This is a genomic window from Paenibacillus sp. WC2504 (genome assembly GCF_052682475.1).
Genome location: NZ_JBQZFH010000001.1, coordinates 5,745,244 through 5,770,960, shown reverse-complemented (window position 1 = coordinate 5,770,960; position 25,717 = coordinate 5,745,244). Strand labels below are relative to the sequence as shown.

Annotated in this window: 27 protein-coding genes; 20 read left to right on the top strand and 7 right to left on the bottom strand. The window is 42.3% G+C overall.

Features of this window, described 5'->3' with window-relative positions; translation table 11 throughout:
- Positions 1-78 precede the first annotated feature (78 nt).
- Entirely contained in the window at positions 79-321 is a 243-nt protein-coding gene (locus ACUN27_RS25905; protein WP_315954648.1) for a spore germination protein, read from the top strand.
- A gap of 92 nt (positions 322-413) precedes the next feature.
- Here ACUN27_RS25905 and ACUN27_RS25900 read toward each other — a convergent pair whose 3' ends face one another.
- Complete coding sequence (locus ACUN27_RS25900; protein ID WP_445559766.1) at positions 414-2,312, bottom strand: TOMM precursor leader peptide-binding protein; 1,899 nt, start codon at positions 2,310-2,312, stop codon at positions 414-416.
- A 171-nt stretch (positions 2,313-2,483) separates the two neighbouring features.
- Between ACUN27_RS25900 and ACUN27_RS25895 the strand changes: the two genes are divergently transcribed.
- Positions 2,484-4,040, top strand: coding sequence for a bacteriocin maturation protein (locus ACUN27_RS25895; protein ID WP_445559765.1), 1,557 nt, complete (start codon positions 2,484-2,486; stop codon positions 4,038-4,040).
- Positions 4,041-4,086: 46 nt separating this feature from the next.
- Here the strand turns inward: ACUN27_RS25895 and ACUN27_RS25890 are convergent, their stop codons facing one another.
- From ACUN27_RS25890 to ACUN27_RS25875, 4 genes are all read right to left on the bottom strand, one after another.
- Entirely contained in the window at positions 4,087-4,197 is a 111-nt protein-coding gene (locus ACUN27_RS25890; RefSeq protein WP_163954161.1) for a YjcZ family sporulation protein, read from the bottom strand.
- 212 nt (positions 4,198-4,409) lie between these two features.
- Positions 4,410-4,520, bottom strand: coding sequence for a YjcZ family sporulation protein (locus tag ACUN27_RS25885; RefSeq protein ID WP_163954161.1), 111 nt, complete (start codon positions 4,518-4,520; stop codon positions 4,410-4,412).
- Between the two features lie 90 nt (positions 4,521-4,610).
- Entirely contained in the window at positions 4,611-4,853 is a 243-nt protein-coding gene (locus ACUN27_RS25880) for a hypothetical protein (RefSeq protein ID WP_445559764.1), read from the bottom strand.
- 296 nt (positions 4,854-5,149) lie between these two features.
- Complete coding sequence (locus ACUN27_RS25875) at positions 5,150-5,524, bottom strand: hypothetical protein (protein ID WP_315954643.1); 375 nt, start codon at positions 5,522-5,524, stop codon at positions 5,150-5,152.
- Between the two features lie 220 nt (positions 5,525-5,744).
- Here ACUN27_RS25875 and ACUN27_RS25870 point away from each other — a divergent pair, with 220 nt between their 5' ends.
- The 11 genes from ACUN27_RS25870 to ACUN27_RS25820 all read left to right on the top strand — a co-directional run bounded on the left by ACUN27_RS25870 (position 5,745) and on the right by ACUN27_RS25820 (position 15,637).
- Positions 5,745-6,656, top strand: a complete 912-nt coding sequence (locus ACUN27_RS25870; protein WP_315954879.1) for an aldo/keto reductase — start codon at positions 5,745-5,747, stop codon at positions 6,654-6,656.
- A gap of 88 nt (positions 6,657-6,744) precedes the next feature.
- The gene (locus ACUN27_RS25865; protein ID WP_315954642.1) at positions 6,745-8,700 is read left to right on the top strand and encodes a hypothetical protein; all 1,956 of its coding nucleotides are present in this window, start codon (positions 6,745-6,747) and stop codon (positions 8,698-8,700) included.
- Positions 8,701-9,138: 438 nt separating this feature from the next.
- Positions 9,139-10,719 carry an FAD-dependent oxidoreductase gene (locus ACUN27_RS25860; protein ID WP_445559763.1) on the top strand — a complete coding sequence of 527 codons (1,581 nt, stop codon included), beginning with the start codon at positions 9,139-9,141 and terminating at the stop codon, positions 10,717-10,719.
- 44 nt (positions 10,720-10,763) lie between these two features.
- A complete protein-coding gene (locus ACUN27_RS25855) occupies positions 10,764-10,994 on the top strand; it encodes a hypothetical protein (protein WP_315954640.1) in 231 nt (76 codons plus the stop codon).
- 382 nt (positions 10,995-11,376) lie between these two features.
- A complete protein-coding gene (locus ACUN27_RS25850; protein ID WP_315954639.1) occupies positions 11,377-11,781 on the top strand; it encodes a hypothetical protein in 405 nt (134 codons plus the stop codon).
- Between the two features lie 185 nt (positions 11,782-11,966).
- Positions 11,967-12,305, top strand: a complete 339-nt coding sequence (locus tag ACUN27_RS25845) for a hypothetical protein (protein ID WP_315954638.1) — start codon at positions 11,967-11,969, stop codon at positions 12,303-12,305.
- On the top strand, positions 12,256-12,576 hold the full coding sequence (locus tag ACUN27_RS25840; protein WP_394358176.1) for a 5' nucleotidase, NT5C type: 321 nt from the start codon (positions 12,256-12,258) through the stop codon (positions 12,574-12,576). The genes ACUN27_RS25845 and ACUN27_RS25840 overlap by 50 nt, the downstream gene beginning before the upstream one ends.
- 132 nt (positions 12,577-12,708) lie before the next feature.
- Complete coding sequence (locus tag ACUN27_RS25835; protein ID WP_326060950.1) at positions 12,709-13,299, top strand: HAD-IA family hydrolase; 591 nt, start codon at positions 12,709-12,711, stop codon at positions 13,297-13,299.
- 136 nt (positions 13,300-13,435) lie between these two features.
- Positions 13,436-14,056: a hypothetical protein gene (locus ACUN27_RS25830; RefSeq protein WP_326060951.1), complete on the top strand. Its 621-nt coding sequence runs from the start codon at positions 13,436-13,438 to the stop codon at positions 14,054-14,056.
- A gap of 194 nt (positions 14,057-14,250) precedes the next feature.
- Positions 14,251-14,817 carry an HXXEE domain-containing protein gene (locus ACUN27_RS25825; protein WP_445559762.1) on the top strand — a complete coding sequence of 189 codons (567 nt, stop codon included), beginning with the start codon at positions 14,251-14,253 and terminating at the stop codon, positions 14,815-14,817.
- A gap of 304 nt (positions 14,818-15,121) precedes the next feature.
- Positions 15,122-15,637, top strand: a complete 516-nt coding sequence (locus ACUN27_RS25820; RefSeq protein WP_315954634.1) for a GNAT family N-acetyltransferase — start codon at positions 15,122-15,124, stop codon at positions 15,635-15,637.
- A gap of 1,104 nt (positions 15,638-16,741) precedes the next feature.
- Here ACUN27_RS25820 and ACUN27_RS25815 read toward each other — a convergent pair.
- The gene (locus ACUN27_RS25815) at positions 16,742-17,503 is read right to left on the bottom strand and encodes an SDR family oxidoreductase (RefSeq protein WP_445559761.1); all 762 of its coding nucleotides are present in this window, start codon (positions 17,501-17,503) and stop codon (positions 16,742-16,744) included.
- Position 17,504: 1 nt separating this feature from the next.
- Positions 17,505-17,915 carry a MerR family transcriptional regulator gene (locus tag ACUN27_RS25810; RefSeq protein WP_315954632.1) on the bottom strand — a complete coding sequence of 137 codons (411 nt, stop codon included), beginning with the start codon at positions 17,913-17,915 and terminating at the stop codon, positions 17,505-17,507.
- A gap of 200 nt (positions 17,916-18,115) precedes the next feature.
- On the opposite strand from ACUN27_RS25810, the gene ACUN27_RS25805 reads away from it, so the two are divergent.
- The 7 genes from ACUN27_RS25805 to ACUN27_RS25775 all read left to right on the top strand — a co-directional run bounded on the left by ACUN27_RS25805 (position 18,116) and on the right by ACUN27_RS25775 (position 25,654).
- Complete coding sequence (locus ACUN27_RS25805) at positions 18,116-18,583, top strand: hypothetical protein (RefSeq protein WP_127448935.1); 468 nt, start codon at positions 18,116-18,118, stop codon at positions 18,581-18,583.
- A gap of 294 nt (positions 18,584-18,877) precedes the next feature.
- Positions 18,878-19,597 carry a WecB/TagA/CpsF family glycosyltransferase gene (locus ACUN27_RS25800; protein ID WP_445559760.1) on the top strand — a complete coding sequence of 240 codons (720 nt, stop codon included), beginning with the start codon at positions 18,878-18,880 and terminating at the stop codon, positions 19,595-19,597.
- 53 nt (positions 19,598-19,650) lie between these two features.
- Complete coding sequence (locus ACUN27_RS25795) at positions 19,651-20,136, top strand: DinB family protein (protein WP_315954630.1); 486 nt, start codon at positions 19,651-19,653, stop codon at positions 20,134-20,136.
- 275 nt (positions 20,137-20,411) lie between these two features.
- On the top strand, positions 20,412-21,281 hold the full coding sequence (locus ACUN27_RS25790; protein WP_418936901.1) for an ABC transporter permease: 870 nt from the start codon (positions 20,412-20,414) through the stop codon (positions 21,279-21,281).
- Between the two features lie 13 nt (positions 21,282-21,294).
- Positions 21,295-22,182 (top strand): carbohydrate ABC transporter permease, encoded by an 888-nt coding sequence (locus ACUN27_RS25785; RefSeq protein ID WP_315954628.1) that lies wholly within the window; start codon positions 21,295-21,297, stop codon positions 22,180-22,182.
- Positions 22,183-22,365: 183 nt separating this feature from the next.
- Positions 22,366-24,090 (top strand): sensor histidine kinase, encoded by a 1,725-nt coding sequence (locus ACUN27_RS25780; protein WP_445559759.1) that lies wholly within the window; start codon positions 22,366-22,368, stop codon positions 24,088-24,090.
- Entirely contained in the window at positions 24,068-25,654 is a 1,587-nt protein-coding gene (locus ACUN27_RS25775) for a response regulator transcription factor (RefSeq protein ID WP_445559758.1), read from the top strand. The genes ACUN27_RS25780 and ACUN27_RS25775 overlap by 23 nt, the downstream gene beginning before the upstream one ends.
- Positions 25,655-25,717: the final 63 nt, after the last annotated feature.

Sequence of the window (25,717 nt, the reverse complement as noted above, 5' to 3'; positions counted from 1 at the left end):
TAGGTTCACACAACCAAGCAAAATGGTCAAGTTTACATATAATAAGGACAAGATGAAGATTAAGGGGCTGAGATGTTGATGCGGAAACAATCTATTATCGGTGCCTTAAATATCGACACGAATTCAGGAACCATCATCAACGGCGATATGATTAACATTTCGCCCACTGAAATAACTAGAAGTTTCAGGGGTTCTGGCATCGACGTGACGGGTGACCATGCCACGACGGTTTCAATTATTAACATAACAATGATTTATGGTTCAAGTCCAATTGACGATAGTCCAACCAAGCTCAAAAGAAAAGTATCGAAATTAAAGTGAGAAGAACCTTAAGAAGGGCTGCCTTGTGGCAGTCCTTTGTTTGTGTGATTTAGTTCGGCTGTCGGGAGGGTTCAACTTCACGTCCTATCGTCCTATAAAAATGGATGCGGATGCGGATTAAGCTGGCCAATCTTCAACGGCTTTTTCGCATATCCCAGTTCCACAGGCACCTGAAGGACCCGCTTCAGCCCCGTCAAGCGTTGCAAATGATGTCCGAACGTCATCGGCAGCATGCCCGGAATCAGGACTTTTACGCAATGCAATCCGTTTCGCAAGGTTTCGGGCGACGACTGATCCACCACGATCAAATCGAGATTCAAGCGGCGAAACACCTCGATGATGTCCTTCAGATCATCAGTCAGATCCGCATGATGTGCTCTACGCTTGAACTCCTCGTCAAACGTTCTGAGAGGGCGCTGTCCGTCCAGCAAAAAATGCAGCCGTTCCTCTGCTTGTGGCAAACCGTATAGCAGGGCATGATCTTCCATTTGCAACACGAGAAAGGGATCGTCCAGCATTTGCTTGACATGCTCCTGGCTAGCTTCGAATCTCTCTTGCAGGAAGACCAACCTGCCGGCCAATTCGTGAATGGCGCTTTTCGCAGCCCGTACAGGATCCAAATGGGCTCCCGCAGCACAGATAAGATTTATCTTTCCGGGACAGACGCTTTTGGCAAGTGCCCAAATGCTCGGAATCCCGTTCTCCATCGTCATGTTAAACAAATGTACGTCGTATCCAGCTACTGCGCGCAACCTATACAGCATGAGCAGCAGTTCGTGATCGTTAGCGGAATAGGGGTCCAGGCGCGGGATTGGCAACTGCGCGTACCAGGTCATGAGGAACGCGTCGCGCTCCGTCACTTCCAATATCCCATGTAAGATGGCTTCCTCCAAGCTTCCGCCTAACGCACACCCGTTGGAGCCTTCCTGGACAAATCCGCTGCCGAATCCCGAGCTGTAATAGGCGAGACTCTCCGGAACAAGGATCGGACACTGCCGAACGAATGAATAGCCCCATACCCAATCGATCGGGAGATCGGGATCAAACGGTTCGAACGTGAAATCAGGCTGCGCGTACTGTCTCTTCGAATATAACCCAACCGTGGAGGGCTCTAGCGCTTGATCTGCAACACGGTTGAAGCTGTCGTAGATTACGGTACGTTTACCACGGGGGGTTATCCCGCAATGTCGCTCCAATCCTTCCAAGATCGCGGTCAATTCGCTTTCCGCATAAGAAAAGCTGCGCCCTCCCGTTACCTCATCTCCCATCAGAAAGGAAGGCAGATTGACCCCCGCCCCGGCAAACGGCGACTCAAGGTCAAGCATCTTGGCATTAAAAACGCCAGTCTGCGAATCTATATAATCCTTAACCAAATGTGGTTTCAAGTCGTCTATTGAACGGCTGCGGTAACTGTTGGCGCTTGTTTTAGGTCTCGGCTTGAGCGAAATGTTGGACGCCGCCGATGAATCGTCGGGCAAACTGCCGCACACCTCACAGAGAGGGTCAGGCAGAATGAAATGGAGCGAGCTATTCAGCGTGAGCAGGTTAACGATATACATATGCTCCTCCGTGTAGGCTCGGCTGCCCTTCAGCACTCGCTCTATCTCTGCAATCAGCAAGTGAGCTGTTTGCCTAATTCCTGAAGGCGAAGTGCTGACGCATTGCATGTCCCCAGGCGATGCCGTGAACCGTCGGTTATCCGCGCATTGGGAGCAGCCTGGGATGCTCGGACGAACGAGCGGACCGACGATGCCCTCATCCCTTGAAAGAAAGCCTCGCAACCATGGGATGCCGGTCTGCTGCAGAATCTCTTCAACCTCGAAGTATCCGGAGGAAGGCCAGTCATCGTGCAGCACGACCACTAATTTTACCGATTTCGGTATTTCTGAAGTGAAATCTGACTGCCGAACGACCTCATAACGGTCCAATAGTTCTCCGTATACGTAGTCAGCCAATAAACCTTCCCCGACAACGGATAGGATAGCATTCATGCCGTACACCTCATCTCACGTTGAGTTGCTTACCACTTTCTTTAAGTTGATTTCATTATATCTGTGTGATGATGAATATATGTGCGCTTTGGATCATGAGGGACAAATAGCTATACATAAAATTACTTGTGAAGGGTTGGAAAAGATCGGGAATTAGAAAGGAGGAAGAAAATGATAAATTTCAAGCCCAACGTATTGGCGATCGGCTCTGGTCCATTTTTGATTTCGCTCATTTCTGCGCAGCTTGCTTCCGGAGCGACCAAGATTCATGTGTTAATCTCTGGCTCAGTGCCGACGGATCGGCAACGGATGTTAGAACGGGTGGCACATAGCCGTAAAATAGACCCCGAGATAACCATAGAGGAAGTTACCCTTGAGAAGGAAGGAGAACGTGGTTGGCGAGAGGCACTGAGGCCATTTGAATCCATTTTGTATGTATCACAGGAGGGGAATATCGAAGAACTGCGAATGCTTCATGCTATTTGCAAGGAGGAGAAGAAGCTGTTTCTTCCCGCAGTGTGTCTGCAGCAGGTGGGACTTGCGGGTCCACTTGTGTATCACGACGATGAGGGATGTTGGGAGTCAGCGTTTCGCCGCTTTCACGAATCTGCGATTTATAAAGATCCTCAGCGTCACACCTTTTCTTCTACTGCCGGAGCAATGTTAGCGAATGTAGTCGTATTTCAATTATTAAAAAAGATGAAGGCAGCGAACGATGCGGTACAAAGGAATCAATTCTTCCTGCTTAATCTGGAGACACTAGAAGGAAACTGGCATTCCTTCCTGCCTCATCCACTTGTCAACGGACGTGTCGCAGCGGAGTGGATTCACGATTTCGAATTACAGTTCGAACGAAGATCAAGCAAAGTGGAGAGCGGATTGCTTCCTTACTTTGGCCGGCTGACATCGGCGGAATCAGGAATTTTCCATCTTTGGGAGGAGGGAGACTTGAAGCAGTTACCGCTTGCTCAGTGTCGTGTTCAGGCCGTTGATCCGCTATCGGAAGGTCCGGCTAAGCTTATGACAGACATGATTTGTGCAGATTTGACGCATGAAGGAGCGAGGCGGGAAGCAGGGTTAACCGGGATTGAAGTGTATGTGTCTCGCATGGCCGGTCTGCTCGGGCAGGAAGAATTTATTGGTGTCGGAGCGGGAGAAACCGTCGCGGAAGGCATTGGCCGAGGGCTGCAAAGGAGTTTGGCGGAGCTACTGGACAAGCGACAGGCCCATCAATTGCCAGCTGTCTTCCGAGTACAGTTGTCTACCATAGAAGATAAATACTGCCGGTTTTATTTGCAGGCTTTGACAACGATGAAGGGAGCGCCAATGATTGGTTTGGGAGAGGAACTATATGGATTCCCTGTGATATGGGTCGGTACAAGTGATCGTTGGTATGGCTGTGCAGGCTTGAATATAACCGTGGCATTACGGGATGCTTTACAACAGGCTCTGATGGAGGCACAAAACATACTTGCTTCCCCCACATCAAAAGTATTGGAGGTACCGGCTGTACATTTAGCCGAACAGTTGCCTTTCAGTGTTGAAATCCCTTCTTGTGACGTGACGTTACAAACGAATGATCTGCAATCCGCTGTACAGGTTTTGGAACGGAACCGTAAGAGGCTCTTGGTTTTGGATCTGGCCGTAGAACCGTTTTTGAAAGAGGAAATAGCCGGTGTGTTCGGCGTGTTGCTTAGGAATAACGGGGAAAAACGGCCCCGAATTTGAATTCGGGGCCGTTTTTTCTCGTTGTTTTTTGGGTTGGACTAAGAAATTACCATACGAAAGCCGATGTGATGATTACCAAAAGAATAAAGAGAACCAAAATAGCTGCTGCGCTCGAACCGTAGCCTGCACAACTTGCACCATAACCAACTGCACCCATGTTTTACTCATTCCCTTCTGGTGATTTATCACTACCGTATAAGATATGTTAGATAAGCGCCGTGTGATTGGACGTATGTACCTATTTTCATGACATGGGAAAATTCTCGAGACCTCCCACTCGTGACTTTTTATACTAAGAAAGCAACAGGAAAAGAAAAAAACGGCTCGCATTTTATTAGCGGCCGTTTTCTTTTTGTGTTGGTTAAGAAATTACCATACAAATGCAGATGTGATGATTACCAAAAGAATAAAGAGAACCAAAATAGCTGCTGCGCTTGAACCGTAACCTGCACAACTTGCTCCATAACCTACTGCTCCCATATTGTCTCATTCCTTCCTGGTAATTTGTAACTACGGTATAGATTATGTCCGCTAATTAGTAATTGATTGGACGTATGTACCTAATTGCAGTTATACGTTAACCAGGATATTTTTCCTGTAAGTCTCGATAAGTTCAGTCGCTGTATCGCTTGTATGATACACTCCGTGAAAAGGGCCGGTCGGTGAGCAGTAACCAACAGGAATTTGGAAAATTTCTTCGATTAACAATTTGATTCCGGGTAAATTTCCGATTGCGGCCTTTGAATACGTCTCAGTGACTTCATTGGCGCGATATTGAAGATCACGCGCTTCTTCGTAAAGGCCTGCGCTCATTTTTTCCATCATCACTATACGAGGCCGCTTTCTGGAATTAGTGATTGATGCTCACCGGGAAATCTTTGAAACCGAAGATGAAGTAGAGGAAGTTAACGCAACCTACATGATTTCTTTGCAAGCGATTATGAGGGGCGAGTCGATTTCAGAAATCAAGCCGCATGCAAGCAAGATGCTGATGAATATATCATAGAAATGAAGATGAATGACGCCAAAAAAATGTTAGCAAGCACCAAAATGAAGATTATGGATATTTCCGAAGAAACAGGTTTTCTCAGAAGGTATAAAATCCTTATTCAACATTGAACGGAAGCGACAAGGTTGTATAGTCCGAAAAGCTGATTCGATTGGAAGCTGCCCCCGATCACATGATCATCAAAATGAGTTAAATAAAACGAGAGTGAAATATGATTGGGAAGAACAAGCTCTACCCATTGATCTTTACAGGCCTCTGCTTGTTGGGAGTTTTGAATGGCAGACCCGTTGCAGATTAAGGAATTATAAGATTGGTGGGTTAAAAATCCTGATGCAAGATTGAAATTAGCATTAGTTACATATACATGTAAATTAGTCCCATCTGCTAATTGGATGGTCACCCATTTATTCATACATTGTAAAAGGTTCGAAATCCCTGGTCTGTTATCTTGATATGGCGGGAAGTTATTCCACATAAAGTTATCTCCTTTGAAATGAGATCCTGCATTGCTTCCACCATATGCAATGCAGTGGGCGTTTGTGCACAAAGGGTATTGACTTTTGAGTGTCGCAGACAATAAAGAAAAGGCTGAAACGGTCATTGTATTGGCTGTGATTGTAAACCGATTTAAAAATTGTATATGATAACTAGTATTGAGGAGAGATTTGATCCATATTGAGGAGGGATACAAAATGATGAAACGAAACAGATTAGGTACTTCAGAGCTCATGGTCGGCGAAATAGGATTAGGTTGCATGTCGTTAGGCACTAATCGCCAGCATGCAATTTCCATGATTCATACAGCATTGGAACGTGGGGTAAATTTTCTAGATACGGCCGATTTGTACGATGAAGGTCTTAATGAAGAAATCGTGGGTTCAGCGATTCAAGGTCGCAATCGTGGGGAAATCATTATAGCTACAAAAGTCGGTAACAGACGAATTCCAGGCAAAGAGGGCTGGGTGTGGGATGCCTCCAAAGCGTACATACTCTCCGCGGTTAAAGAAAGCTTGAAACGGCTGGGTACGGATTATATTGATTTATATCAACTGCATGGTGGTACGCTTGAAGACCCGATCGACGAGACGATCGAAGCTTTTGAACAATTGAAACAAGAGGGAGTTATCCGCTATTATGGTATATCCTCGATTCGTCCAAATGTCATTCGTGAATATACGAAGCGATCATCGATTATAAGCGTCATGAGTCAATATAGTTTATTAGATCGACGACCAGAGGAAGCGGTGCTGCCTTGGCTTACCGAGCATTCAATCAGTATGATCGCTCGTGGTCCAGTGGCGAAAGGAATTCTGTCAAATTGCGGACGGCGGCTTCAGGGAGATTACCTTGACTACACAGGAGAATCACTTAGCAGCCTGTATCCCAAATTACTGGATTCAGCCAATGTAAATGACCGTAGTTTAAGTCAGCTTGCCATTCGCTATGTGCTTTCGCATCCTGCGGTGGCTGTGACCATCCCTGGGGCTAGCTCTCTAGAACAATTGTTGGAAAATATCGACGTTGCAGAGGCCCCTCCCCTTAGAGAAGAAGAGATCATTCTGCTACAGAGATTGACTCGTTCAAACAAATATGAACAACATCGATAATTTATATCTATCATAGAAAATGAAAACTTTGGATCTCATACCGAGTATAACCAGATATAGGTTTAACTTGAGATAGGAGTGTGATCCAATGAGCTGGAAAAAAGCAGCCATTGCGGCTGTAGTTGGAGCGCAAGTCATGATGACATGTGCTTTCGACGCTTCAGCGGAAGGACCAACTGTTGTTTGGAAGCCCATACCAAGTGTGCAGCCGGAGTTTCAGCACGAAATGTTTCCTTCGGAGGTCCCCGAATCAGGTAGAGTGCCTGCCGTTATTCAGTTATTGAGCAACGTTCCTTATTATGACAAATACGAAGATTCCGGGGGGCCACCTCAGGGCTATCTGGCTCCTCAGGAGGTGCATGTAGTCAAGGCAGGCATGCCATGGTCGGAAACGTATAATTGGTGGAAAGTCAGCACCTGGCTTGGCGATAAGTGGATCAATGTGCCTTCAAAAGCGTTAGATGTCGCTCCTCCGAAGCAAATATCTTTGCTGGATAATACGCTGATGTACGCCAACCCGAATACCGATTCACCATCAACGGGTTCATTGGCACCACAGGATGTCGAAGTAGTGGCTGCTGCGAAAAGGTGGTTTGTTGCCGAGAACTTCGATTACAACACGATGACATGGCTGAAGATCCATACCACCTGGCTCGGTGATCAATGGATTCAAATTCCCCTTAATCGTATTGGTACGCTGCGGAGTGTTGTGCCGGAGAAAGAATATTTCTTGAACGTAAGCAGCATTCCGCAAGGTGTTGGGGAAATAACAGCAGAGTTCATTTCGCCATTCAATAGCACGGGCTATCGTGTGGAGACAATGAGCGGAGTTCAGTGGATGTTTTACAGAGGCGCGAAGATTGAAGAATCCCAAGAAAGCTTGGCGCTGGATACAAGAACAACGCTTTTTGCACAACCGTATTCCTATGGGGAAGAGGTGGCTATTCTTCAGCCTCAAAAAGTAGATGTGTTCGAGCGAATCAATAACAATCCCTATGGGAACACACCGGATGAACCCATCTGGTATCATGTTCATACTTCGGCAGGGGATGGTTGGGTGAATAAACAGTTTGCCGATCCTATTGCTGCCAAACCGACAGACGTGGCCATTGAATTGAAATCCAATGCGCAGTTAATGAACTATCCCACAGGTAACTGGTATAAATTTGCGCAAGCGTCGCCTCAGATTGTTCACCCGATTCGTTATTGGGATGATCCCTTAGGGAACCGTTGGTACCAGATTGATTCTTATGTCGGGCTTGTCTGGTTCAAGTTAAATCCATACACAGATCATATTGTGGGTGAAGGGTTTGATCCGGCTATAGACATGTCCTTCTACACTTTGTATTACAATAGTGCGAAGATTGATGGCGACGAGCTTAAGTTTCAAGATCGACAAGTGGGATATATACGCGATAACGCTTGGTATGTATCCATTCCCTTTCTGTCCGAAGGTTTCCGCTACGACAAAAGTGAGTCAGGAGGCTGGACCACATACCAAAACACCAACTTCGGTAATGGTTTCCGCATTCAGGCTGGCTCCTTGCAGGCGACAACACTTTGGAATGGAAAAAAGGTTCAGCAAGTTAACTTGACGGCAGCACCACAGGTCTCGTCAAACGGAGAGATCTATCTGAACGAAGCGGATGTACGGAACTTGTTCGGTTCTCTTATTGCTAAGGTTGATAACTCCCTTACATTCACACTTCAGGCGTACAAGGTGACTGCTCTTGCAATTCCCACATCCGTTGATTTAGATCAGATGGTGCTCAATGTAGCTTTCAGAGACAGCACCCAGCAGCTCCCAGCCGGTGCTTCACCTGAGTTAAGACCCAAGTTGACTGTCGAGGAGATAGGAGCTCAACCGACAGAGGCCATTCAGGCCTATCCAAAATGGGTTGCACCCATTCAGTGGGACATGGCTTTCTTCCAGTACCAGGCTGCCAAGCCGCTGAAGGTCGGGCAGAATCAGCTACGGGCCAGACTTGAGATTGGCGGAAGGGTTTTATGGCAGCAAGAATTTACGGTTTTGAGGACGAAATAGAGCAAAAGCCTTCATCCTTTTTAAGGGCGAAGGCTTTTTTTGTAGATTTTTACTGTTGCTTCGCTCTACCTTGACAAACGCGCTCGTCCTAATGGACAACGAAGTCGTCTATCCTAGTATGTTTTGGGTTATGGGGTAGGCGAAGCTTTCGTCTTATTGATGTTCGCTCACGGAGTATCTGGAATTCCTACTGCTAAAAATGGCGCGGAGTAGGGCTTTGATGAAATAACGGGAGTTTGTGCGGTTGTTTCAATCGATTCGCATCATTTCGTATGAAACTTGAGTAATTAGCAGGATAATTTACATTTAATGGATCGATAGCAGCTCGTAATGAACAAATTAGCTGCACTTTTTCCCGTTTTGCAACTTTAAGAAGATCCCATCCGTCTATTGAATAGGCTTAATTTTACTAATGTGGATGAAGGAGGTAAACGTTAAATGGTGAAAGTGGAACGAGATTTGCATGTAGATATTGCAATAATAGGCGGAGGAGTAGGAGGGTGCGCTGCAGCTCTAGCTGCCTGTAGGATGGGCAAAAATGTGTATATGACCGATGAATACGACTGGATTGGCGGTCAGTTGACAAGTCAGGCCGTACCGCCTGACGAGCACAAATGGATCGAGCAATTCGGCTGTACGCGAAGCTATCGGAAATTTCGCGACGAGGTCAGAGAGTACTACCGTCAACACTATCCGTTATCCGAGTATGGGCGTTCGGCATACTATTTGAATCCAGGAAATGGTGGAGTAAGCCGGTTGTGCGCCGAACCACGTGTCACGCATGCCGTATTGCAGCAGATGCTCGCGCCGTTCGTTAACAGCGGGAAACTTACCATCCATACACGAAGTAAAATCGTGAAAGCGTGTAGACATGGCGATGAGATCCAAGCCGTTACTGTCAAACGCGAAAACGGGGAAAAGCTGACTGTTCATGCGCCTTATTTTCTTGATGCAACGGAATGTGGGGATGTATTGCCACTTGCGGAAGTCGACTACGTAACTGGGGCAGAATCGAAGTCAGAAACAAACGAACCTCATGCCTTGGAGGGTCCCGCAGATCCTCATGATATACAAGCTTTTACTTACTGCTTTGCGATGGATTACATCGAAGGAGAGAATCATGTCATAGATAAACCCGAAGATTACGAGTTCTGGCGTTCAATTCAAGCACCGTTTTGGCCGAATCTGCAGTTGAATTGGGTATCGCCCGATCCCAAGACGTTGGAACCAACAGAAGAAACGCTTTTTCCCGGTACGGATAAATATCCTTTGTTTATCTATCGCCGAATTGTGGATAAAGCGAATTTCGCGGCGGGGGCTTACACGTCGGACATTTCGTTAGTCAACTGGGCGCAGAACGATTATTTTCTTGGCAATGTTTACGATGTACCTGAACAGTTGGCTGAAAAGCATCTGCATCAAGCGAAACAACTGAGCTTTTCATTGTTATATTGGCTGCAGACGGAAGCTCCGCGGCCTGACGGGGGAGTGGGCTATCCGGGGTTGAGGCTGCGTCCGGATGTCGTCGGGACCGCTGATGGCATGGCACAGGCACCGTATATTCGGGAATCACGTAGAATCAAAGCGGAATTTACGGTTTTGGAACAGCATATAAGCGCAGCTATACGAGGCGATCAAGGGGCAGTAGAGTTCCCGGACAGCGTAGGCATCGGATGTTACCGTATCGATTTGCATCCGAGTATGAAGGGACGGAATTTCCTCGATATATCTTCGTTGCCTTTTCAGATTCCATTAGGAAGTTTGATTCCCAAGCAGGTTACGAACTTGCTAGCTGCCTGCAAAAATATAGGAACAACCCATATTACCAATGGCTGCTACAGGCTTCATCCCGTTGAATGGAATATCGGGGAGTCCGCAGGCTATACGGCCGCTTTTTGTTTGGATCAAGGTATGACCCCAAGTGAGGTTCGCGCTGACGCAGCAAAGCTCAAAGAGCTTCAAGCTTTACTGACGGCGAATGGCATCGAACTGGCTTGGCCAAAGATTGGAGCTGTATAAACAACCTATCAAAGATCAACTTGTTCTTAAATAGGGGGCATTTTATGGATCATAAAAAAAATTTGCTTTACGGGATAGTAGCTGGAGTACTCCTTCTTTTCTTAAATAATTCTATTGCTCTAAGTACAATAAAAAGTCTTTTCGATAGCATGCCAATTGCTTATCTTACTGTTAGATGCATGCTCTATATTCTGTCTTTTATCGGTATTTTGACGGTGGCTTTTTGTTCAATAGAATTGATAATAGAAGTACATAAATTCAGAAAGCAAAGATAAACTTGTCTGGTGACAAGAATAGGGTTACATTTAAAAGTCGCATGTTATGCGGCTTTTTCGATTTATGCCCTCATTTCCCGAGGGATCGGACATGGATATGGATAGTTAGGTAATCTTGTTCAAGAGTCCCCAAACACACGTTGATAACTTGGGTGAATTTCATGGACAGAGTGGATATGGCTTTAAGCAAGCAAACTCATCCTTTTCTTATTGAATTTAAAGAATAATAGATTGAGAAGCACTAATATGAAGTAGGTACATAGAACTTGCTTCCTCTTATACCCATCAATTACACTTTGAGGAGTAGCAATTTTATTAATTATTAGAGGAACTACATTTTAGTATCACCAATGATAAGAAAAGAAAGGGTGCCAACGTTAATATGAAACTAACTTATTTACGCGGGGGCATTATTGCAATAATTGCAATCGCTGCACTAATCATAGGAATTAAGGCATTGTTAACGATTCAGAACATAAATCGCATTACTAATGTAGAGTTGGTTGGGGAGCAAACGATTTACGGAAAACCGGGCTCCCAAATGATCGTACGAATGGGAAAAACAGTGGCTGTGGCTACGGATAAAGAAGGTATTCCGGATCTGACTGCAGGTTTGGATCTTCAGCCAGGAACCTCGATTCCGGATAATCATTTGCTGTTTTTTCCTAAAACGACCCGAGGGCTCCAAGCCGATCTCCACACAGATAACGAGATTTGGATCACGGTTCGCGGAGGGAATACAGTTTATAATGAGAGCGGAAAGAAAATCAAACCCAATATTGAATGATTACATTATCTCTTTCCCGACGGAAGGTAGGGAAGAGATAGGTACAGTTTAACGTGGAACTATAACTTATAAACACCAGTGGAGGTAGCCGATACAAAGCGGCTGCCTTTTCCCCTTTAACGGGCAGATTTGCATGAAGACGGGAGGGAATCGAAACCCGATAACGAATGTTTTTTAGGTCGTAATTGAACAATGAATGGGATGTTCAAAAGTGGGGGGTGAAAGAAATGCATATTGGAATAGATTTAGATAATACAGTTCTTGATGCCACTTCGTCTTATTTGCATTTTTATAATAAGGCTTCTGGTTTGTCGTATAGCCCTAAAGATGTTAACGATTTTTATTTTTACCGGTTATATGGGTGGGATAATGCAGAACGTGAAAAAGTTTATTATCAATATGGTCATGATATTCATTGGAACTCATCGCCTTTTCCTCATGCAGTAGAAGTATTACAGGAATTATCTCTTTGTCATCAAATCTATTACTGCTCGTCCTTTACTTTTTCGAGATGTTACTATTGATTGGCTTAAATATCATGGGGTTAGATATACCAGTATAGCTTTCACAGAGAATAAGCTCCAGGAGTGTATAGATTCCGAGGTTAGTGTTTTAGTAGATGATGCCCCCCATTATGCAAAAGAATTTGCCGAAAAGAATATTCCAGTTATTTTGTTTGAACAGCCGTATAATACGTTTGTGAAGATTGATATGGTTTATCGTGCGTCTAATTGGTTAGAGGTAAGCAGACGTATCAGTGAATTAGAAGTGTCTAACATTAGTACTATAGTTTAACAATCAGTGAGCAGATTGCCGGTCGGCAGCGGCTCTCTTTTTCATTTAAGAAAAGGGCAGATTAGTTGTGTAAGAGGTGTTTGTACTCTATAAGTCGAATATGTTCTAGACTTTTCGATGGAGGTTCCATACATGGCTGATAAAGAATTAGTCCTCGATATTGGAGGAGTGCTTGCTACTAATTTTTCTCCTCTTTTTTGGCAAGAACTATCGGAACAATCAAATACTCCTTATGAAGTGCTTTTTGATTTTAGAAGGGAAATGCGTGAAGAGTTATGGACCGGAAAGATACCAGAGGAGGGTTTCTGGAAGCAGTTACATTTGAAATTCCCTTCAATTCATATGGAAAAGGCTAAAGAAATCCTTATTTCGAATATTCGTCCATTGCCGGCTATTGAGAAAGTACAGTCGTGGAGTAAAAACGCAAATATTCATTTATTAAGTAATCATCGCATTGAGTGGATTAAATCCATACTTAAGCCTATTGAACCTTATATATGTAGTGTTACAGTATCCAGCGAAGTAGGCTATTGCAAGCCTAAGCCAGAAATATACGCACTTGTTCATGAGCAACTAAATAACCATGGAGATATATTATTTGTTGATGATCAGAATAAAAATTTTAAGGAAGCAAATTCGCTCGGTTGGAAAACCATATTAGCCGACGAAAACGGGGACTGGATTTATAATCTCACTTCACTTTTATCAACTGCAGAAGCTTGATATCAATTACCGTTCAACGGAGAACGTTAGTTCAAATCAAATTGATCGCAGCCAGGAAGTAACCGGCTGATGTTTTGCAATATATCAGAGTATCTTTATTTGAATTCACTGCTCGTATCGGAAGGAGTTCAAGCTTGTGACAACAACTATTTACGTAAAAACAAGTTCTTATAATTTCTGGTGGGGCGTCTATGGCATGGAGTCTCTAACAGGATGGGAAGATATCGTACTGTATACAGATAACAAGCAGAGGAATAAGCTGATTGCACTCTGTGTTTGCACGAAAAATTACTTTCGAAACGCTGTCGAGGAGTTGAAGGATGATCCTTTCGAGGCCGACTTCGTTCAGAAAATACAAGCTTTCCTTGTTGAAGATAAGGTCCACTATCATTACTATTATGACCATCCAGAAGATGAGAATCTTTATGAATTGCCTTTTGAAAAGTTGCCGCGCAACGAGCATGGTTTGTATCCTTGTTCATTGGAAGTATGGTACCCAAGTGAAGGTATTAATGAAGCTGTCATAGAAGCATGTATCAGGGAAGTTAGCTGCGATTATCTTGAGATAGAGACTGATTATATTTCATTTATTGAGCCGACCGATAGGGAGGAGGCGCTGAAAGCCTATTCAGAGCATATAGCTCGTTTCGGGGGGAATGTGAAGATGGTTTTCACAGAAGAACTGATTGAGTCAATGATTAAACAAATGTCGCTCACGCGAGAGGAAGTAGTAAATCTGCTTGATCGTAGCGTATAACAGTAACCAATAATGAGTTAATGTGTATTGTGTGAGGGATGGAGAACGATAGTTGAATAACCAGAGAGCAGATCGCCGCGACCGCCATCTGTTCTCTTTTTCTTTGAAGTAACGGGAATTAAGTATAGGAAAATAAATGAATTAACCGAATATATTTATAAAATTGATAAATCAGGAAGGAGGGATTACGTAAGATGCTGAATTATTGGGCAGAGAATCAAAATTGGGCTAAATTAACACCTTGGTTGGGGTTCATTACCATTGTAATGCTATTCTGGACATTCAGTCCTGTCGATACGATGTTCTGGGCATTGATCAACATCCCATTATATTTGTTTCATCAAACCGAGGAGCATTATTGGCCGGGTGGCTTTAAGGATTACTTTAATCGAGTCGTGAATAGGTTGCCAGAGGGTGACGAGGCTTTAACGGATGAAAAAGTGTTTTGGATCAATATTATTCTAGTATGGCTGGCGTTCCTCATTTTCGGACTTTTATGTATCGTAAATATCGGCTTTGGTTTGTTAATTGTCATTTTTAGCTTGATGAACTGTGCCACCCATATTTATACAGGGATTAAATATAGAGAATGGAATCCGGGGCAGGTAATGGCAAGCCTTCAGTTTATCGCATCCATTTATGGTGCATACGTGATTACGGCTAAAGGTATTTCCCATCCAATGACCTGGTGGATTAGCTCGGTTTTATTTTCGATTCTTGTTCATGCCATCTTATTTAAGTTTGTGATGGGTAAGAAATAGGTCGGGAACTAACGAAAAAAGATAGCGCTGCGGTGATGGAACCGATCCATCGCTTATTTTCGTTTCGGTGCGCTCCGCTCAACTATTGGGCAGATAGTTCAATTAAAATTAATAATTCTCTTGTCCAAATATTCCAGATTATGTAATGATTAAGCATCCTAATATGAGTCGGTTTTACAGGTGCTTTCTTTACCACGCAAATATGAAACAATAATTATTCCTGGCGGGTCATTTTTACTCATAGAACAACGAGAAGAAAGGAATTTTTGAACGGTTATTGATATAATAGAAAGGTGGGAGATTCTTGATAGAAACAAAACGTCTTATAATTAGAGAAATGGTGCAGTTCGATTATGATGCATTGTGCGGAATATTGTGTGATGAGGAAGTAATGCGTGCTGCTTATGAAAGTGCATTCAACTTAGAAGAAGCACAAAATTGGCTAAACAGACATCTTAAAAGATATGAAGAGTATGGTTTTGGACTTTGGGCTGTTGTATTAAAAGAAACAAACAAAATGATTGGTCAATGTGGCTTGACAATGCAAGGCTGGAGAGAAAAAGAAATTTTGGAAATAGGATTTTTGTTTCAAAAAGCGTATTGGCACAAAGGTTACGCAACAGAAGCGGCAATTGCTTGTAAGGAATACGCGTTCTCAGTTCTTAATGCAAATAGGGTTTATTCTATTATTAGGGACACAAATATAGCCTCTCAAAAAGTTGCTGTTCGAAACGGTATGAATATTATTGATAAAGATACTAAGAATTTTAGGAATATAGATATGGAATTTTTTCTGTATTCTGTAGAGCGAACAAAATGAGCATAATACAAAGTAAAAAACAATTGATAATGTAATATACATTTAAATGCTATTATGAAAGTCAAAATGATAAATTCCAAGTTGGAGAGATAATTTTGATTCTCAATCGTTTTCAATTGCGAATATAAAAGGCATTCAATCTTGTCATCGTAGAATGGAACGGCGAGCAATGGAACAACAATATTCTAATCCGACAATTCTTGAGACAGAATCCTGAAAATGCTAGAGAATACTCCGGAAGAAAATTTGAAGCTATGGGGAATATACATACGACCTTTACCAAACAAATGGATTAATCTTACAATCTTGTTCATTTCGCTCATACTTCTTGGATGCTTAAATTACAAGCTCAACTATCAAGTGGCTTGGGGTGAACATAAAAACAACTTAGGGATGCTTATTGAGTTTCTCAACAAGATTATACCAATAAGGCTTCTTTTCCAAAATCATTAAAGATGTATTCAATATTTATACCTGTTTGTTCAATAAAATCAACAGAGACTGAAGTAATAATGCTGCACAAAAACCATATGAGCGGTCAAGCTATAAAAGATAATATAACCTTTCAAAAGAAGTGATTACGATAACGGGGACACGATAGTTGAGCAGAACTAGTGGTAGCTATGCATATTGAAATATAGGGAGTAACTATGGAGAAAATGAACACCTTAGAAACAAAGCCCTCATGTCGCACTGATTTTGAGCTGATCACTTTTTCCTTGATCCTGATATGAAAAAAATTAATATCGGTCCTTTTTATTTTGAATGGGAAAATTATAAAAAAGTAATTAAGAGCACCTTAGGAATTGCAGGCGTTCAATAGTAAGGCACCAGGTTAAGCTATCTCGAGACAACACCAGGAGAGGCTGCCGATTTGATCGATGGCCTTCATGAAATTTTTGTCTACCGAAAGGCAAAGTTTATCTTGTTCCTTGGACGAATGAGTGGGGAGCGGAATTTAGGAAGGGACAGATCGCCGAGGCCGGCAACTGTCCCTTATTTTATTCAAGTGACGGGTAGATACGGTATCTTTTATATACGTCTTCCATTGGACTTTGCTGAATTTAGTAGATGAAACTCACTGTTAAAATCCAGCAAGCGCAATTATTCAATTAGGTTTTTCGTGGCCTTATACAGATTTTCCACGTATACATCTACTTCATCTCGCGTCATGCGTAAGCGATTCACAGAAGTACCATATCCAATTTCCTTTTTACCTTCTTCTAATGTTTTGAAAATTCCATCTACGAAGGCATCTAATGGTTCTCCTTGGGTATGCCCCCCCGCTCCACCTAAATTTGTATTCACTGCCGGAGGAGCAATTTCAATTACTTCTACAGACGTTTCAGAAAGTTGGTGTCGTAGACTCATTGTAAATGAATGAAGCGCCGCTTTTGAAGCTGAATAAATGGGGGCAATTGCAAACGGTGTAAAAGCTAATCCAGATGTCACGTTGATGATAGTCGCCTCTTTTTTTGTTGCAAAAAATGGGGCGAACATCATAGAGAGATGCAAAGGTGCTTCAAGGTTGGTTGTGATTTCTTTACTGAAATAATTCCAATTGTTCTTCGCATCCCCTTTTAACACATTAAAGCGTTGTTGGATCCCTGCATTGTTAACTAACACATTCACTTCTGGATAGTTTGCTGTTACCCAATCAAACAATGCTACACGCTCGAATTCAATATCCAAATTACTTACACGAGTAATAAGGTTAGGGGATTTTTCTTTTGCATGTTGGAGTACATCTTTACGTCGTCCACAAACAATGACTATATTTCCTGCCTCGATAAAGCGCTCTGCAAAAGCTAAACCTATTCCAGTACTTCCGCCTGTAATAAGTATTGTATTTCCTGAAAGTTTCATTCTATTTCCTCTTTTCCAATATGGTTTCATCTTCTCTTGCTTCTTTTCTTTCCTGCGTATACTTTGTATAACGTGTGATTTTTACATCAATTCCTTTTAATGCTTCTTGCATTAGCGAAATTTCAGCTAGTACATTTTTTTTGTGATTCTTCATCATCTCAAGTCGCAATTCAGTAGTACTCTCTCCTTCTACTACCCAATCAACATATTGTTTAATTACACTTATTGGCATATGCGTGTTTTTTAGATAAATAATGATTCGAAGGAAAGTAATTTGATCTTCTGAAAATAACCGCCTCCCTGCTTCATCACGCTCAACTTGTGGTAATAATCCTTTTTTTTCATAATAACGTATCGTTGATTCCGGAATATCGAGTCTGTCTGAAACTTCGCTTATTGAATAATACTTCATCTGGAGGCCTCCAAATTTTATATTTCATGTCGACAGGAATATGATACGACTTAAACTATGGTTTAAGTCAACAAAGAAATTAATAGTCTGTCGAAGGCTAAAAATTTGAATCCAAGAACGCCTACCGTTCCTTCATAAATTGCAACCAAGTGTTTCGACAATCGTAATACAGCATATACTGATGTACGGAGGTGCTTGAGATGGATTTTCTGAAGGATTTAGGTAAGTTGGCAGGCGATGTGACAGGTAAAGTGCTTGGAGGAACTGTTCGAGTGGCAGGAGAGCTTGTTCGCAGTGATTATATAAAGGAAATCGGCAATGATATAGAACAGGTAACGGCCAAAACTGGCGAAATCGCGGGCCATGCAGCGAGCGGTGTATGGAATTTAAGCGCAGGCCTAATTACCGCAGATAAGCAGCAATCGAAAGCTGGACTCCATGAACTTGAACAAACAGCCATTACGACGGCAAAAGGAGTTGTCCATGGCATCGAGTATGTGGTTGAGAGCGGAAAAGATGTCGTGACAGGCTTTAAGGACAGCGATAAAGCACGGTTGAAAGACGGCGTGAAAAAGCTGGGAAAAGCAGCTGCTATCAGCATTCTGGCTATCGGTGTGATCGATGTCGTCGATGGTCCGGACGTACCGGATTCCTCAGGTACAGTTTAAGACATGTGCCGTCATAAAAACAGACCCGACGAGAGATCGTTGGGTCTGTTTTAGTAGTGGTATTAGTTTAATCTACCTGAACAGTGGTCAAGACAGCGGAATGAAGACATTTAGGTAGCTTACTTGACAATCAGTTGCCGTTCCCAAAATAGTAGAGCGTGGTTTATTCTTCCAAAGGTAAGGCAGTTAAGAGTTATCCTTGAATACGAAGAGTAGGATAGTTTGGAGTAATCCTTTATGATAAAATGTGGCTAAAAGCCTAAGGTGGATTCTATGGAGAACTGTTCACAAATAATGGGGATTCCAGTACCCAAAATAACAATGGAAGATACAGTCCATATCATTGACCAAGTAATAACGGAAAATAAAGCGGAACTGTTTCATGTGGTAACGCTAAATCCAGAAATCACTATGTCTTGTCAACATGATTTGCTGCTCCATACCATAATTGATGAGGCGGGTCACCTAACTGCGGACGGTGCAGGGATTGTCATGGTCTCTCGTTTAAAGGGGAATCCACTTCCCGAACGTGTTACAGGATGTGATCTTTTATTTAATTTATTAGAGATGGGGAACCGAAAAAAATGGTCATTTTATCTTCTGGGCGCCAATGAGATAACAAGTAAAATGGCAGCGGAAGTAATAAGTAAGAAATACCCAAATGTATCCGTTTTGGGTAGACAGCATGGCTTTTTTGATCAGAAGGATGAGGCACAAATTGTAAATGAGATTGCGACCTTGAGTCCCGATGTTCTAGTGGTTGCACTTGGAGCCCCAAAAGCTGAATTTTGGATACATAAATTTAAAAACGAATTAAATGTTAGAGTTGCTATTGGCGTTGGAGGAAGTCTTGATATCATTGCTGGGACAGTAAAAAGAGCACCAGTTATATGGCAGAAGTTAAATGTAGAATGGCTTTATCGATTATTAAATCAACCATCCAGATGGCGAAGACAATTAATTTTGCCTCGTTTTGCAATGAAAGCATTGTTATTTAAAGAAAATAATCGGTGATAACGGAACAGAAAAAGGTTTGGGAGAACTAGTCAAGAAGGAGAGTGAAAAGTATGTTTCATGTAAAAGATATGTTATCCGATCAGTTATTAGCAAATGCTAATGACCCTAGTTGGTACCTACCATTTTCAGCTGCAGTTGACAATTTGTCGGAGGAAGTAGCTTTTTGGAAGCCTAGTGAAGATAGCAATAGTATCGCTGAAATTGTGCAGCATTTACTTTATTGGAATGAAACATGGCAAGCCAGATACCAAAAATCTGATGTCAATGCCGTGCCTTCCATAGGAGATAATAATAAAAGTTTTATAGTTCCTAAAGACAAAAAGTTCACTGATTTAAAAGATCAATTATTAGATGTGCTTTTAAAATGGCAAGCTCTACTTACTGAAGAAAAAGTCGAAAGTGATGTAATCGGATTTCCGGTGGCTGCCAAGTGGTGGGAGATACTTGGAAATGTATCAACTCATAATGCCTATCACATTGGTCAAATTTGCTATATTAGGAAACTGCAAAAGAGCTGGAGTATAGACGAAAAATAAGAAGAATGAAATCCTTCGGATGCTTATTAGACAAAAACATGTTCTCATTAAAAGCCGCGCAAATCGCGGCTTTTTCTCATTTTTTAAGAAAAACTCTTCTCGTATTCTTTTAAAAAAGTCAGCAGAACGATAACAAAAAAGTCAGCATACTGTTAGTGGCGATTTCGACGCTATTGTATGATAGGACCAAAGAAACGCAGAAAGAGGGGAACTACTTGGCAGAGGCAGCAAAAATACGAAAGAGAGTTTTTAAAAAGTATATCCCGCTAACAGTAATGACGGTTCCTGGGTTGCTTTACCTGGCGCTCAATAACTACCTACCCATGTTCGGTATCATTATTGCTTTTAAAAATATCAACTATGCCAAAGGGATATGGGGTAGTGATTGGATTGGTCTTAAAAATTTTGAATATTTATTTAAGACTTCGGATGCTTACGAAATTACGAGAAATACGATTCTCTATAATGTAGTGTTTATTATAATAGGGACCTTGCTTTCTATAGGAGTAGCGATCCTTTTAAATGAAATCAAGAATCGATTCCTCTCAAGGCTGTACCAGAGCATTATTTTGTTACCGTTTCTCATTTCTATGGTCATCGTCAGTTACTTAGCTTATGCAGGTCTAAGCTTGGAAACGGGTTTTCTCAACAAAACAGTACTTCCTTTCTTGGGTATGCGGGAGATTGACTGGTATCAGGAGTCGAAGTATTGGCCGGTCATTCTAACCTTGATCCATGTATGGAAAGGCCTGGGTTACAGCAGTATTGTTTATTTTGCCGCTATCATCGGAATTGACGAAGAATATTATGAGGCAGCGAAATTGGATGGGGCTAGCAAATGGCAGCAGATCCGTCATATTACGTTCCCGTTGTTGAGTCCTACGATAACGATGTTGGTTCTGCTAAGCATCGGAAAAATATTTCATTCCGACTTCGGTCTGTTCTATCAGGTGACGATGAACTCCGGCGCCATTTACTCGACAACCAACGTCATCGATACCTACGTATATCGAGGATTAAAGGAACTAGGGGATATCGGAATGTCGGCGGCAGCTGGTTTGTATCAATCGGTGGTCGGCTTTGCTCTCGTCCTTATAACCAACTATTTGGTTGGTAAATTCAACAAAGATAACGCATTGTTCTAGCGAGGTGACATCTATGAAAAATGAAAGTAAAACGCTTCAGTGGTTGGGGCATATCCTCATGATTTTGTTCTCCCTGGCGTGCGTGGTTCCATTTCTTCTCTTGTTTCTTTCATCCATTACCGATGAGAAAGAGATTATTCGAAACGGGTATTCCTTTCTCCCGTCTCAATTCAGCATGCTTGCCTACCGATATATTTTAGAAGAAGGCGCAGACATTTTTCGAGCATATGGCATCACGGTGCTGATTACTGTGGTAGGGACGACAGCGAGCCTTGTGTTCACTTCGTTATTGGCATATCCTATTTCACGGAGAGATTACCCTCTTCGTAACGTGTTAGCTTTCGTCGTTTTCTTCACTCTGTTATTTAATGGGGGATTGGTACCGTCCTATCTGATCTATTCGCAGATGCTGGATATCAAGAACACGATTTGGGCGCTGATTATCCCCGGCCTTTTAATGAATGGATTTAACGTCATGCTGATGCGGACCTATTTCCAAACCTCAATTCCGATGGCCGTGATTGAATCAGCCAATATAGATGGAGCGGGAGAGGTCAGAACGTTCGGATCGATTGTTCTTCCACTTTCAATGCCAATTCTCGCAACCGTGGGGCTTTTCCAAACGATTACCTACTGGAATGATTGGATGAATGGAATGATTTATATAACAGACCCGCGTTATTACAGCATTCAAAATCTTCTGAACCGCATTTTACAGGATGCGCAGTATTTGGCAAGCAGTGAATTCAATTCTGGCTCCAGCACAGCAGCGCAATCACTTCCCAGCTCTACCGTAAAAATGGCTATTGCGGTCATCGGCATAATCCCGATTCTGATCGCCTACCCGTTCTTCCAGAAATATTTTGTCAAAGGGATAACGATCGGAGCCGTGAAAGGGTAGTCCATTTTCAAAAATCATATCAGGTCCATTTAATTAGCTCGAAAGGGCTTATTAAATGGGCTTCCTTTTCTTATTCATGTACTATAATAAGGATACTAAAATGTAGAAACCAAAAGGTGTTAGGGCAGGTGTTAGATGAAGGCATCAAAGTCAAAATGGAAGCATTCCCTGAATTCAATAAAGATGAAATTGATGCTAGGGGTATTGATTTTAACGTTACCATTGATCACGATACTGATTTATTACAGTGTTTATTCAACCAAAGTCGTGCGAAATCAGGTAGCGGACTCCTATAAGAATATGATGATTCTATACATGGATCAAGTAGATAAAACTTTGGAGGACAGCGAAAAGTATATTAATAACACGGTAGTTGCTGATTCCGATTTTATCGCTTACCAACTATCGAAATCGGAATATGATTATAATTTCAATAAGATTATGATGTTCAATAAATTATCGAATGATATTAGCATGTATAAATCTGTCAATTCTTTTTTCCTGTATGCTCCAAAAAGAGATGATATGTTACGAGTCACCAGAGATAGAGGCACCATTGAAGAAGATGAGGCCATGAATAACGTCATTAAAATGACCGTGGATTCCAAGCAAATCAACTCCAAACATTGGAATGTTGAGCAGATCAACCATACCTATTATTTAATGTATATCTTCCAATCCGGGGATGTTTATTTTGGAGCTTGGATCAAAGTGGAGAATCTGATGGTTCCGTTCAAAACCATTGATTTTGGTACGAACGGCGGAGCTTTATTCGCAACTCAAAACGGAGTACCTTTGACGAACGTTGACCTTGTAAACCGAAATCAAGTTCAGCTAAAAGCGGTCATGGAGAATTATTATTTATCTGGTAATTATCATAATTTCTTGGTGGTTGGAGAACCGTCATCCAAAGGGGACTTCAATCTGATCGCACTCGTGCCCGACGAGAAGATCTTAGAAAAATTGCCCTACTTACAAAAAATGGTTGGCCTTATCACTTTTGCAAGCCTTTTTTCACTGCCGTTAGGGCTGAGTTTGTTACGAAGAACGATCATGCTTCCGCTTAACCGATTGATGGCTGCTATGAAAAGAATTCGAAGCGGTTATCTGGAAGCTCGCATTGAAACATTCCCAACATCCGATGAATTTATCTTGGTTAATGAGACGTTTAACAATATGATCGCACAAATCGAGGGACTGCGGATAAACGTTTATGAGGAGCAGCTAAGCAAGCAAAATGAAGAGCTGCAGCGCTTACAGCTGCAGATCAATCCTCATTTCTTTTTAAATTCGTTAAATATATTATACAACTTAGCCAAAGTGAAAAATTATGAATTGATTAAAGAAATGTCCTTATCCTTAATGAAATATTTTAGATATATGCTCAGAAGTAATCTCAGTCTAGTGAAGTTAAAAGATGAACTCGAACATACACAAAATTATTTTCGTATCCAGGAACTTCGTTTTCCAGAAAGCCTGACTTGCCAAATTAACGCACCGGAATATTTAATTGATACGTATGTGCCGCCTCTTGTCATTCAAACTTTTGTTGAAAACACGGTGAAGCACGCGATTACGTTAGATGAACCGATACATATTTCAATCGATATTGATGTAATCGAGCAGGATCATGTTCCTTATATTACTATTTCAATTCAAGATACGGGCACAGGATTCCCCGATGATGTGCTGCATGTACTGCAAAAAGAGGAAAGCCTGGTCACCGAACAAGGGGAACATCTCGGAATATGGAACATTCAACGGAGACTCCGCCTGTTGTATGCCCAATCGGCCCAAATCTCTTTCTCGAACCGTTTGCCTCGTGGAGCGGCCATTTTAATCACTCTACCTATCCATTTGAAAATGAAAGCTGGAGGTGCGGACGATGTACCATTTACTGATTGTTGATGATGAAATGCATGTGATCGAGGGTGTGAAATCCGATTTGGATTTAGCAAAAAACGAAATCTCTGAACTCTATACGGCATACAACATCAGGCAAGCTAAAGCCATTTTTGCCGAGCATCGCATCGATATTCTATTTTGTGACATTGAAATGCCGCAGGGCAGCGGCTTGGAGCTGCTTGCTTGGGTCAGAGAAAACCACCTGGAAACAGAGGTAATCTTCTTGACTGCTCATGCGGATTTCAAATATGCCAAACAAGCGATTCAACTAGGAAGCTTGGCTTATTTGATTAAGCCGGCACTTGTGGATGGACTGGAAGAGGTGCTGACGAATGCCAAGCAGAAGATATCCCGACATAGCGAGCTTCATCGTGTAAATCTGCTATGGACGCAAAATCATCACTTGATCGAGGAAAGGTTTTGGAAGGATTTACTTGATCAAACAATCCCCTCCCATGAAAAGGAAATAAGAGAAATTGCTACGCAACGGAATTTTCTTTACTCCGAAACGATGACTTTTCTGCCTGTTCTAATCAGCGTGCAGCGCTGGCATCAAGAATTTAGTATGCGCGATGAGAAAAATTTGGAATATGCGCTCAAAAATTCGGCGAAAGAGCTCATTGTTCAGCAAGTAACGAGCGGGCAAATAATCCCCATCGATAGAGGGCAAATTCTCGTCATTTTATATTTCGAAACGTATACCGATGAGCTTATGGAGAAGTTAATACGCAGCTGTGAAGATTATATTGAGTCTTGTAATCATTACTTTTACTGCGATTTATGCTGTTATCTGGGTACTGATGGTTATCTGCACGAAGTTTTGCCTATTGTACAGGAATTGATAGCGCTGGATACAAATAATGTGGCATTTAATAACAAAGTATTTCCGTTAAACAGGAAAGCTGTCTCCTCTGTACAGATCCAGTTACCGGACATGACCGTCTGGTCGGCGATGCTAAAAAAGGGAACGAAGGAGCAGGTGGTCGCAGAAGCGGCGGAATTTCTGGAGAATTTGGTACAAACCGAAGAGTTGAATGCCAATTTACTGCGTCAATTTTATGAGAATTTCCTTCAGATGACGTACTTCGTACTAAATTTGAAAGGCATTCAGGCTCATCAATTATTTTGTGATGAGATCTCTTTGTCTCTGTCCGGCAAGGCCACCCGTTCGGTAACAGACCTTTTAGCTTGGATTCGGCATACCGTTGTGAAAGCGATGGATCAAGCGGAGGCAGTGGAACAAGGAACTTCGGTTATTGCATCTGTTAAACAGTATATTGCCGTTCATTTGGATCAAGCGGAGTTATCCCGTGAAGATTTGGCTGAGCATGTCTATTTGCATCCGGATTACTTATCTCGTTTTTTTAAGAAAGAGACAGGGATGTCGATATCGGATTATTTGCTGCAAGAAAGAGTAAATTTGGCCAAGCAGTTACTGTGCAAAAGCAACATGTCAATCGGTAGTATCGCGTTCTCTGTGGGCTATTCGAATTTCTCCCATTTTTCCAAAATGTTCAAAAAAGTGACGAACTTGAATCCTAATGATTATCGTCAGCAGCATGGTTAATAAGCCGGAAAAAGTCATGAAGGCGGTAATGAAAATGTCATCAAACTGTTAGCAGGCTTGGGA